Source organism: Bradyrhizobium sp. (assembly GCF_050014615.1).
In the GTDB taxonomy this organism is placed as follows: domain Bacteria; phylum Pseudomonadota; class Alphaproteobacteria; order Rhizobiales; family Xanthobacteraceae; genus Bradyrhizobium.
The window spans coordinates 49,882-59,602 of the sequence record NZ_JBEKCZ010000030.1 but is presented as its reverse complement, the minus strand read 5'-3'; the positions used below and the strand labels follow the sequence as shown (position 1 = coordinate 59,602).

At 62.5% G+C, this 9,721-nt stretch carries 12 protein-coding genes; 8 read left to right on the top strand and 4 right to left on the bottom strand.

Features of this window, described 5'->3' with window-relative positions; translation table 11 throughout:
• Positions 1–387, top strand: a 387-nt coding sequence (locus ABR948_RS07475; RefSeq protein WP_428115264.1) for an LON peptidase substrate-binding domain-containing protein, incomplete at its 5' end; no start/stop codon positions are given.
• Positions 388–397: 10 nt separating this feature from the next.
• Here ABR948_RS07475 and ABR948_RS07470 read toward each other — a convergent pair.
• A complete protein-coding gene (locus ABR948_RS07470) occupies positions 398–748 on the bottom strand; it encodes a hypothetical protein (protein WP_428115262.1) in 351 nt (116 codons plus the stop codon).
• A gap of 96 nt (positions 749–844) precedes the next feature.
• Between ABR948_RS07470 and ABR948_RS07465 the strand changes: the two genes are divergently transcribed.
• From ABR948_RS07465 to ABR948_RS07445, 5 genes are all read left to right on the top strand, one after another.
• A complete protein-coding gene (locus ABR948_RS07465; protein ID WP_428115259.1) occupies positions 845–1,381 on the top strand; it encodes a TetR/AcrR family transcriptional regulator in 537 nt (178 codons plus the stop codon).
• Positions 1,382–1,751: 370 nt separating this feature from the next.
• Entirely contained in the window at positions 1,752–1,916 is a 165-nt protein-coding gene (locus tag ABR948_RS07460; RefSeq protein WP_428115257.1) for a hypothetical protein, read from the top strand.
• A gap of 17 nt (positions 1,917–1,933) precedes the next feature.
• Positions 1,934–3,400, top strand: a complete 1,467-nt coding sequence (locus ABR948_RS07455) for a type II and III secretion system protein family protein (protein ID WP_428115254.1) — start codon at positions 1,934–1,936, stop codon at positions 3,398–3,400.
• Between the two features lie 23 nt (positions 3,401–3,423).
• Positions 3,424–4,179, top strand: coding sequence for a CpaD family pilus assembly protein (locus tag ABR948_RS07450; protein WP_428115251.1), 756 nt, complete (start codon positions 3,424–3,426; stop codon positions 4,177–4,179).
• Complete coding sequence (locus ABR948_RS07445) at positions 4,176–5,447, top strand: CpaE/TadZ family protein (RefSeq protein ID WP_428115249.1); 1,272 nt, start codon at positions 4,176–4,178, stop codon at positions 5,445–5,447. The genes ABR948_RS07450 and ABR948_RS07445 overlap by 4 nt, the downstream gene beginning before the upstream one ends.
• A gap of 82 nt (positions 5,448–5,529) precedes the next feature.
• Here the strand turns inward: ABR948_RS07445 and ABR948_RS07440 are convergent, their stop codons facing one another.
• Both ABR948_RS07440 and ABR948_RS07435 read right to left on the bottom strand, forming a co-directional pair.
• Positions 5,530–6,354 (bottom strand): tetratricopeptide repeat protein, encoded by an 825-nt coding sequence (locus tag ABR948_RS07440; protein ID WP_428115246.1) that lies wholly within the window; start codon positions 6,352–6,354, stop codon positions 5,530–5,532.
• Positions 6,355–6,455: 101 nt separating this feature from the next.
• Positions 6,456–6,701 carry a PilZ domain-containing protein gene (locus ABR948_RS07435; protein WP_428115243.1) on the bottom strand — a complete coding sequence of 82 codons (246 nt, stop codon included), beginning with the start codon at positions 6,699–6,701 and terminating at the stop codon, positions 6,456–6,458.
• A gap of 459 nt (positions 6,702–7,160) precedes the next feature.
• Here ABR948_RS07435 and ABR948_RS07430 point away from each other — a divergent pair, with 459 nt between their 5' ends.
• Complete coding sequence (locus ABR948_RS07430; RefSeq protein ID WP_428115240.1) at positions 7,161–7,358, top strand: Trm112 family protein; 198 nt, start codon at positions 7,161–7,163, stop codon at positions 7,356–7,358.
• A 3-nt stretch (positions 7,359–7,361) separates the two neighbouring features.
• Positions 7,362–8,312 carry an alpha/beta hydrolase family protein gene (locus ABR948_RS07425; protein WP_428115238.1) on the top strand — a complete coding sequence of 317 codons (951 nt, stop codon included), beginning with the start codon at positions 7,362–7,364 and terminating at the stop codon, positions 8,310–8,312.
• A gap of 52 nt (positions 8,313–8,364) precedes the next feature.
• Here ABR948_RS07425 and ABR948_RS07420 read toward each other — a convergent pair whose 3' ends face one another.
• Positions 8,365–9,585, bottom strand: coding sequence for a ubiquinone biosynthesis hydroxylase (locus tag ABR948_RS07420; RefSeq protein WP_428115235.1), 1,221 nt, complete (start codon positions 9,583–9,585; stop codon positions 8,365–8,367).
• Positions 9,586–9,721: the final 136 nt, after the last annotated feature.

The following is a 9,721-nucleotide window of genomic DNA, read 5'->3' as shown; positions in this document are numbered from 1 at the left end:
CTCGAACTCACCGGCATCGCACGCTTCAAGGTGATCGAGGAAGTCGTGGTGCTAACCCCGTATCGGCAATGCAGGGTGGATTATTTCCCCTACATCGACGATTTCACCGCGCGCAAAGGCGAAGAAGCCGTCGATCGCGAGGCGTTGCTGGAAGTGCTGACGGATTTTCTGAAAGCCAACAATCTCAAGGTCGACTGGGAAGGCGTCGAAAGCGCGCCAAATGAGGCGCTGGTCAACGCGCTCGCGATGATGTCGCCCTACGGCCCGCCGGAAAAGCAGGCGATGCTCGAGGCGCCCGATTTGAAAACCCGCGCCGAGATCCTGATCGCCGTTACCGAAATGGACCTCGCCAAGAAGCGCACCAGCGGCGATACCGGGCTGCAATAATATTAAAGCCCTAATACCCGGCCACCGCCAGCGCGATCACCGCACCGAGCGCCATCCAGCCGAAATGCCGGCCCCGGAAGATCCAGGCATTGCCGATCACGCCGAAGGCGTACATCGCCACCACCGTGACGACGATCCAGTGCCGCGCCGGCGCCGACGCCATCGAGGATGCGGCGATCAACAGCACGCCGCCGCAAATCCAGCCGACGGTGCCGACCTGCCAGCAGAGCCGGATCAGATTGCGCAGCCGCGGCGGCTCGATGGTGGCGCGGGCGAACACTCTGGTTTCGCCGAGCACGCCATGGATGATGGCCACCGCGATCGCGGCGAGGCCCGAACATTGCAACAGCAGATCGCGCATCGGATCGGTCTCCATACATAACTGTATGGAGACTTTGATGGACGCATTGGCGTCAGTCAATACAGTAGTGTATGGTGGATTGTCGCAGGGAAGAACATGACCGATCAACTCTCCGCCAAAGATTGGCTCGACCAGGGTCTCAAGGCACTGGCCGCCCGCGGGTTTACGGCGCTGAAGGCCGAGCCGCTGGCTAAGGCGCTGGGGGTATCGCGCGGCAGCTTCTATTGGCATTTCGCCGACGTCGATGCCTTTCACGCCGCGATCCTCAAGCATTGGCGCGAGGTCGCCGCCGAGCGGATCATTGCCAATGTCGAAGCCGCATCGGGCAGCGAAGATCCGGTGGCGCTGCTGTTGCGCCAGGCGTTCGGCGGCGGGCTGGCGCTGGAAAAGGCGGTCCGTACCTGGGCCGCACACGACCCGGCGGCGCGAAATGCGGTGCAAGCCATCGACCGGCGCCGGCTAAGCTATGTGGAAAGCCTCTTGAGGGCATCCGGGCTCTCTCCCGGCATCGCCCGTGCCCGCGCGCAGCTTCTCTATTGGGCGTTTGTCGGCTTTGCATTGTCGGATCACCCGCTGCCGCGCGCCAGGCAGGCGGCGGTGCTCGCCGAACTGCTCCGGATCGCCACGCCGTAACGTCGCGCCGACGGCGCCAGGCATCGGCTTCGCGCCTTTGCCCGCATGGTGATCCCCGGTTTTGTATCGCCTCGGTCCACCGCGAAGCGCCGTCCATCGACAATACTAAAGAGCCGAACCGCGATTGTCTCCGCGCCGGGCCGCCCCAACCCAGGCCATCGCGCGCAGGCCGGGACGACATCGGTCGACGAACCCACGGCGCGTTTCGAACGATAACTTCCCGTTCACCATGAGGACAAATCCCATGGTCCCTTTCCGCAAACTCTCCGGCTCTCAAGTTCGCTTACACCTTTACTGCTTAGTCATGCAGGAGAGGCGAGGCTGCGACCAAGACGAGTTCAATATCCCTGCGTAAATCCTGAGTGAGCGTATGCATATCCCACGCAATGTCTTCCTGGTCTTCCTGACGATCGCTCCCAGCGCCGGCGGCATCGCTGCCATTCCCGCTGACGGGTCCGACACCACGCCTCTTGCGACCGGCGGTATCGATGCGGTTCGCGACGGCGTCTCAAGCCCGACCACAACACAGAAGTGACCAGAAGGAAGCTTGATATGAGGGCCCATCGGCTGTTGCGGACGTTTCTTATCCACACCCTGTCGTTTTCGGCTGTTGCCGCGCTGACGCTCACCGCGGCGCTGGCCCCGGTCCAGGCGAACGACGACCACGCTGCGGCACCGATTTCGGCCAGCGTACCTGCGAAGGTCCGCTTTCTTGCGCTCGGCATCGGCAAATCCATAATTGTCGATTTGCCCCGCGACGCCAAGGATGTGCTGGTCGCCGACCCGAAGATTGCGAACGCCGTCATCCGCACGCCGCAGCGCGCTTACATCATCGGCGAGACCGTCGGCCAGACCAACGTCGTGTTCTTCGATTCCGATGGCCAGCAAATCGCCTCTTATGACATCGCCATCAAACGGGATCTCAACGGCGTGCGCGCCGCGCTGCGCCAAATGCTGCCCGCTGCGGGAATCCAGGTCGAAGGCATCGGCGACGGCGTCATGCTGACCGGCTCGGTGTCCAGTCCGATCGAGGCTCAGCAGGCAGGCGATGTCGTCGCGCGCCTGGTGGGCGGTCCCGACAAGATCGTCAACTCCATCGTCGTCCGCGGCCGCGATCAGGTGATGTTGAAGGTCACTGTCGCCGAAGTGCAGCGGAATATCGTCAAGCAATTGGGCGTCGATCTCAGTGCCACGATGAATATCGGCACCTCTGTGGTCAATTTCAACAATACCAATGCGTTCACCGCCAATAACGGCCCGCTCGCATCTGGCAACTCCGTAACCACGTCGGCCTTGACCAAAGCTGGTGTGCCCTCGGTCACCGCTACCCTGCGCGCGATGGAAAGCGCCGGTGTGATCCGGACGCTGGCTGAGCCGAATCTGACGGCCATCTCCGGCGAGTCCGCCACGTTTATTTCCGGCGGCGAATTTCCGATTCCGACCGGCGTAACCTGTCAAACGACGACAGGAGGCGCTATCGGACAATGCGTCCAGACAGTCAGTTTCAAGAAATTCGGTATCTCCCTCAATTTCACGCCGGTGGTGCTGACCGAGGGACGGATCAGCCTGCGGGTAATGACCGAAGTGTCGGAAGTCTCGGCCGATAATGCTTTGACTGGCGGTGCCGGTGGAACCACGATTCCCTCGGTCAAGACCCGTCGCGCGGAGACCACGCTGGAAATTCCCTCGGGCGGCTCGATGGCCATGGCAGGGCTGATCCAGGAGCAAACCAAGCAAGCCGTCAACGGATTGCCCGGCGTCGATGAATTGCCGATCTTCGGCCAGCTCTTCAGGAGCCAGGACTTTGTCAAGAACCAGACCGAGCTGATGGTCATCGTGACGCCCTATATCGTCCGGGCGGTTGCGCAGAAAGAGTTGTCGCGTCCCGATGACGGCTTTGCGCCCGCGTCGGATGCCCAATCCACACTATTTGCCCAGATCAACCGGATCTACGGCATCCCCGCGCGCGCCGAGCAGATTGGCGGCTATCAGGGCAATTTCGGCTTCATCATTGACTGAGGCGGCGGAACGAGAACACAACGATGACAAACACATTATCGGTCAATCGGCATCGAACCCTGGGCCTGCTGGGCGCGCTTATCGGCCTTTCGGTCACGCTGGGTGCGTGTACGGATATCACCGGCTCCACCGGCACCGGAGAAGTCGCGACGGCGCACGTTCCCGACGATTATCGCCTGCGTCATCCGATCGCGATCCAGGAGGCCGACCGATCCGTCGTCATCTTCATCGGTCACGCGCGCGGAGACCTGTCCGCTTCACAGCGCGCCGACGTCATCGGATTAGCCCGGGTATGGGTTAGCGAAGGCACTGGCGCGATCGTCGCCGATGTGCCGGTCGATACGCCGAATGCCCGGGCCGCGGCGAGCTCGTTCCAGGAAATCAAGGCGCTGCTGGCGGCAGGCGGCGTGCCCGCACACGCAGTGACGTTGCGCCACTACCATCCGGACGACCCTCGAACGCTGCCGACGATCCGGCTGAGTTATCCGAGGATTGCCGCGGTGGCCGGTCCGTGCGGGCTGTGGCCTGAGGATCTCGGTCCTTCAATCAAGGACAAGAGCTATTCCGACAACACGGATTATCACAATTTCGGCTGTGCCTATCAGCGCAATATGGCGGCGATGATCGACAATCCAGCGGATCTCGTGCAGCCGCGGTCTGAAACTCCCGCCGATACCATGCGGCGCTCGGAAGGCTTCGAGAAGTATCGCAAAGGCAACTCGACCGCGACCACTTATCCAGAAGCCGACAGGGCCAAACTCAGCGATACAGGCAAATGAGCAGCAACGCGCGTCAAAACTCCAAAGGGCAGCCGGACGCCCCTCCGCCATCGCCACAGGATTACATCAGTCCGGCACCGCGGGTGTCGGTGCAGGCCTTCTGCGTGACCGCGGAGACTTCGGCGGCGATAGAGGCGGCCGGCGTCGACCGACGCCTCGGCAAGGCCCATCTGACCATCAAGAAGGGCGGCATGGCCGCTGCCATCGAAACCTATCGCACGGTGCCCACGCCGAACGTGATCATTATCGAGACCGAGGGCAACAGCGATATCCTTGCCGGCCTCGACCAACTCGCAACCGTATGCGACGCCGGAACGCGCGTCGTCGTGATCGGCAATGAGAACGATGAGGCGCCCTATCGCGAACTGGTGCGTCGCGGAGTCAGTGATTACGTGGTCGGACCGGTCGATACCCTCGATGTCGTCCGTTCGATATGCGGCTTGTTCTCGGTCGCGGAGGAAGTCGCTGTCGGCCGCATGATCGCCATCGTCGGCGCAAAAGGCGGCGTCGGCGCATCCACCGTCGCGCACAACGTCGCCTGGGCCATCGCACGCGATCTCTCGCTGGATTCCGTCGTCATCGATCTCGACCTCGCGTTCGGCACTGCCGGGCTCGACTTCAACAAGGATCCGTTGCAGGGAATCGCGAACGCCGTGTTCGCGGCCGAGCGGCCCGATACCGCCTTCATCGAGCGGTTGCTGGCGAAATGCACCGACCACCTCAGCCTGCTGGCGGCGCCGGCGACGCTCGATCGGGTCTATGACTTCGGCGAGCAAGCCTTCGATGCGATTTTCGATACATTGCGCATGACGACGCCCTGCATTGTGCTCGACGTTCCCCATCAATGGTCGGGGTGGACCAGGCGCGCGCTGATCGGCGCGGATGATATTCTGATCGTTGCCGAACCGGACCTCGCCAACCTGCGCAATACCAAGAACATGCTGAACATGCTGAAGACATCGCGGCCCAATGACCGGGCACCGCTGTATTGTCTCAGTCAGGTCGGCATGCCCAAGCGCCCGGAAATCACCCCGCGCGAATTCGCCGACGCCGTCGAGAGCCCGCCGATCGCGTCTATTCCGTTCGACCCGCGAATGTTCGGCACCGCGGCCAATAACGGCCAGATGATCGCGGAAATCTCCGCCGGTCATCGCGCCAGCAAGATGTTCGTGCAGATCGCGCAACAGATGACCGGCCGCGGCGACGCTAAAAAGCCGCGGGGATCGTTCCTGTCACCGATCATTAGCAAGCTGCGCTCCAAAAAGTAGCAAGCTGCGCTCCAAAAAATCGTAGTCTGGCGCAGCGCGACGCGTCGTCAGCCGCAACAACCGCTGACGCGGCGCGGTGACCTCAATCGGCTCGCGCGGCGGCTTTCGGCGCGACGTTATCCGCCTCGGTCCGCGCATTCGCCTTCAGAGCCAACATGCGCTTCAGATAGGCGACATCCGCCGCCGCTTCCGCGGCCGGCCGATCGGCCTTCAAGATGCTTTCAGCCTCGGCGACCCGGCCCCGCAGGCCAACCACCAAGGCGAGATTCTGCCGCACCCGCGGATCCGCATTCGGGCGGCCATGCGCGCGGCGTAAAGTCTCCTCCGCCTGGGGCAGATCTTTCGCAAGGAGATATGAAAGTCCGAGATTGGACAGCACTGAAGGTTCTTCGGGCGCGATTCTCAGCGCGCTCGCATAGTACTGCCGTGCTTCCTCGCCGCGGCCGAGTTGATCGAGCACCGCGCCCTGAGCCGAAAGAATCCGCCAATCCGGATTTTCCGGGGTATGGGCGCGGCTGAGGACATCGAATGCCTGCTCGAAATTGCCATTGTCCGCCAGCGCCCGCCCGTAGCCCGCCAGCAGGGCTTTGTCGCTGGGGTGAGCGATCGTGGCCTGTTCGAGCACTGCGACCGCCTGGGACCGCTGCCCCGCCGCCCGGAGCGCCTTTCCGTATTGCAGCGCCGCCTCGGTGTCCTCGGGATGGGCCCGAAAGCGATCACGATAGAATTCCACCCGGTGCGCGGGTTCAACGGCGCTGCTGGTTTCGGTTTTCTCGCCCAGCGACCCCGTGATATCCGACATGCCGTCGGTCTGGCAGCTGCAAAGCCCCAGCACCACAATCGCCGACCATGTGGTCGACGCGAGAATTCTTGCGAAGCGATGTCGCTGGAGTAATTTCTGGAGCATTTACTTGACCTGCGGCCGGTGACCGACCCGGAAAAATGCTCACAGGTTAATGCTAATTTTCGATTAAGCTGGCGCCAGGCTCCGACTCTGGCGGCTGCAACTTAGTCGATAAATTGAGCGCCGAATTCATGGCCGATCCGCCATGCCAGCCGACATTGGCGTGGACGGCTTGTCGACAGGATGATGGTGAATTCGGGAGGGATATCGAGATCTTCGGCGATCACCTTGACCCCGCCATCCGATACGTCCGTGACCGTGCAATCGCGCGGCAGCGAACCGGTACCGAATTGGATCTTCGCGAAACTCCTGCACAGGCGCCGCTCGCTTTGACGTCGATTCATTAACATGTCGATCCTTCGCCGTTCCGGTTATGGCTTTTCCAGCACCCCGACAGGTTTACAGAGGAATTATTGGAATCTGCCTAGCGAGATCGCTCGCAATCTATCGGTTCTTTTTGAGTTCTTTTTACCGAGTTGCCCCGATCTGCCCAAAACCCGCGTAAACGGCCTAAAAAGCCGCCGTAAAGATCCCGCCGCTATTCCCGGGCTGCAAATATCCTGAATACAGCAATGCTTTTTACCTTGATGCGTTAACGCTGGATTGCGCTTAGGCAGCGGATTTCCACGGTCGGCATTTTTTCGCCGAGGAGGCCCCTGGGTCCGGTCTCCGACCGCGCGCCAGTGCCCAACGTCGGTGTCGCGCCTTGCCCGACGAACCGCCCCGGATCGCCTTGCGAGAGCGTCGCGCTGCTACATGTTTTGAGCGAATATGCTACAGGGTCGACATCCCGCGCCGGAGACCCGAGTATGACATCCCAGCCCGAACGCCTTGAAGGCACCGTCGATCCCAAATTGCTGGAAATTCTGGTCTGTCCGCTGACCAAGGGTCCGCTTGAATTCGACGCGGCCCGGCAGGAACTGATCTCGCGCAAGGCGAAGCTCGCTTATCCGATTCGCGACGGCATTCCGATCATGCTGCCGGAAGAGGCGCGGAAGATCGAGTAACCCATGCGCGCCAGGACACTCCTTGCTGCGCTCGTTGGTGCGCTCGCTATTCTCGGCCTCTGTGGTGCGATGGCCGGCGCCGGCGCCGAAGAAACAAAAATTCGCGTCGGCGCCATCGACGCCGTGCTGACGACGCCACCCGACGTCGAACGGCCGCCGGTCGTGCTTCTGATCGCGGGCTCCGGATCGACCGACCATGACGGCAATGGACCGCAAGTCAAACCGGCGACGCTGAAGAAACTCTCGGAGCAACTGGTCGCGCGCAAGATCGCAACGCTTCGCTATGACAAGCGCGGTGCCGGTGGCTGGAAACCGGAATTCGGACGACCGGAAGATTTCCGCTTCAAGGACTTTGTCGAGGATGCAACTGCGCTGGTGAACTATCTGCGCAGCAGCGGAAAGTTCTCGCGGATCGTCGTGGCCGGACATAGCGAGGGCGGCCTGGTCGCCATCCTGACCGCGCGGCGCGTACCGATCGACCGCCTTGTTTTGCTGGTGACCGCGGCGCGGCGGCAGGGCGACCTGGTCAAGGCCCAGCTTGAAAAGAAGCTCAGTCCCGACCGACTTGAGCCGATCGTGAAGGCGATCGACGCCATGATGGCCGGGCAGATCGTCGATCCGCCGCCGCAGGGACTGGCGATCGCGCCGTCGATGCAACCCGGCATCGCTTCGGCGTTTACCGAAGACCCGATCGATCCTCTGAAGCTGATCGAACGGCCGACGCTGATCGTCGGAGGCGGCCGTGACCGGCAGGTGGCACGGCTTGATTTCATAGCCCTTTCCGCCGCATCTCCGCTGGCGAAAACGCTGTGGCTCCCGGAGATGAACCACGTCCTGGTCGACGTCACCGATGAGGACGACGATCTGGCCGCCTACAATCAGCCGGAGCGGGCGCTCGACCCGGTCCTGATCGATTCGGTTGCGAATTTCATCCTGGCGAACGACGCGCGCTGATCTTGCTGGATATCGTCCCGTACGTCGTCTCGCATTCGCAGGGCGACTGCGCCTACAGCGCCTCGCCCTTCAGCAGCCGCGGCACCTCGCCCGATAGCCCCGCGGCCTGGCGGATGAACAGATTTTTCAGCGGCGGCGCACGATCGACCAGTCCCAATCCGATGTCGCGCACGGTGCGCAACAACCTTGATTCGTTCGAGAACAGAAGATTGAGCGAATTGGTCGCAAGCCCCATCGCCATGGTGTCGAACCGCCGCCAGCGCTGATAGCGATCGAGCACGTCGGCCTGGCCGAGATCGATGCCGAGCCGCGCCGCATCGACAATCACCTCGGCAAGGGCTGCGACATCCTTCAGGCCCATATTGAGCCCCTGCCCGGCGATCGGATGGATCACATGCGCGGCGTCGCCGACCAGGGCCAGCCGCTCGCCGATAAAGGAGCGCGCCACGAAATAGCCGAGCGGAAACGCGCGCGGGCTGTCCAGCGCCTTGATCTCGCCGAGATGCAGGCCAAAGCGCCGTTCGAGTTCGCCGTGAAATTCGTCCTCGCCCAACGCCACCATGCGCGCCGCCTCGGCGCGCTTCTCGGTCCATACCAGTGACGAGCGTTTGCCGCGCAGCGGCAGGATCGCAAACGGCCCGGAGGGGAGGAAATGTTCTTCGGCGCGGCCATGATGCTCGCGTTCGTGGCCGACCGTAACGACGATGCCGGATTGATCGTAGTCCCAGCCATGGGTGGCGATCCCGGCCCGTTCGCGCAGTTTCGAGCGCGCGCCGTCGGCCGCCACCAGCAAGCTCGCCTCGATCACGCTGCCGTCGGCCAGCGTCACATCGACGCCATCGCTGCGTGCTGCAAAATCCGTCACCGCCGTGGCCCTGAGATCGATACCCTCGGCCGTGGCGCGCTGCACCAACACATCGATCAGATGACGGTTTTCGATCATATGTGCGAACGGCTCGCCCGGCTCGACATTGCCCGCAAACGTCAGAAACACCGGACGGGTCGCGTCATCGAGCCTGGAGTCGGTGACGACCATGTCGAGAATGGGCTGCGCGTCGGCGGCGACCTGATCCCACACCCCGATGGCATCGAACAGCCGGCGGCAGGCGGCAACGATGGCGGTGGCGCGCGGATCGCGGCTCGGCCTTGTCCCCAGCGCCGGATCGGCCACGATGATCGGAAGCTCGGCGCCAAGGCCCTGACGCAGCGCCAGCGCCAGCGCCAATCCGGCAAAGGCGCCGCCGCCGATGACAATACTTCGCTGTGCCGCCATAGTGGACCCTGCTCACGCCAAAAACCGGACTTGGAAACCGGATTTGAGACTTGGAAACTGGACTTGCTACCTGATTATAGCTGGGCGAAACAGGTGCAGGAAACAAGGCCTTGTATCCCTTGATCGTCATTCCCGG

Coding starts and splice junctions, on each gene's coding strand:
- ABR948_RS07460 (WP_428115257.1), top strand. CDS start 1,752: ATGCATATCCCACGCAATGTCTTCCTGGTCTTCCTGACGATCGCTCCC.
- ABR948_RS07430 (WP_428115240.1), top strand. CDS start 7,161: ATGACATCCCAGCCCGAACGCCTTGAAGGCACCGTCGATCCCAAATTG.
- ABR948_RS07440 (WP_428115246.1), bottom strand. CDS start 6,354: ATGCTCCAGAAATTACTCCAGCGACATCGCTTCGCAAGAATTCTCGCG.
- ABR948_RS07465 (WP_428115259.1), top strand. CDS start 845: ATGACCGATCAACTCTCCGCCAAAGATTGGCTCGACCAGGGTCTCAAG.
- ABR948_RS07420 (WP_428115235.1), bottom strand. CDS start 9,585: ATGGCGGCACAGCGAAGTATTGTCATCGGCGGCGGCGCCTTTGCCGGA.
- ABR948_RS07450 (WP_428115251.1), top strand. CDS start 3,424: ATGACAAACACATTATCGGTCAATCGGCATCGAACCCTGGGCCTGCTG.
- ABR948_RS07425 (WP_428115238.1), top strand. CDS start 7,362: ATGCGCGCCAGGACACTCCTTGCTGCGCTCGTTGGTGCGCTCGCTATT.
- ABR948_RS07435 (WP_428115243.1), bottom strand. CDS start 6,701: ATGTTAATGAATCGACGTCAAAGCGAGCGGCGCCTGTGCAGGAGTTTC.
- ABR948_RS07445 (WP_428115249.1), top strand. CDS start 4,176: ATGAGCAGCAACGCGCGTCAAAACTCCAAAGGGCAGCCGGACGCCCCT.
- ABR948_RS07455 (WP_428115254.1), top strand. CDS start 1,934: ATGAGGGCCCATCGGCTGTTGCGGACGTTTCTTATCCACACCCTGTCG.
- ABR948_RS07470 (WP_428115262.1), bottom strand. CDS start 748: ATGCGCGATCTGCTGTTGCAATGTTCGGGCCTCGCCGCGATCGCGGTG.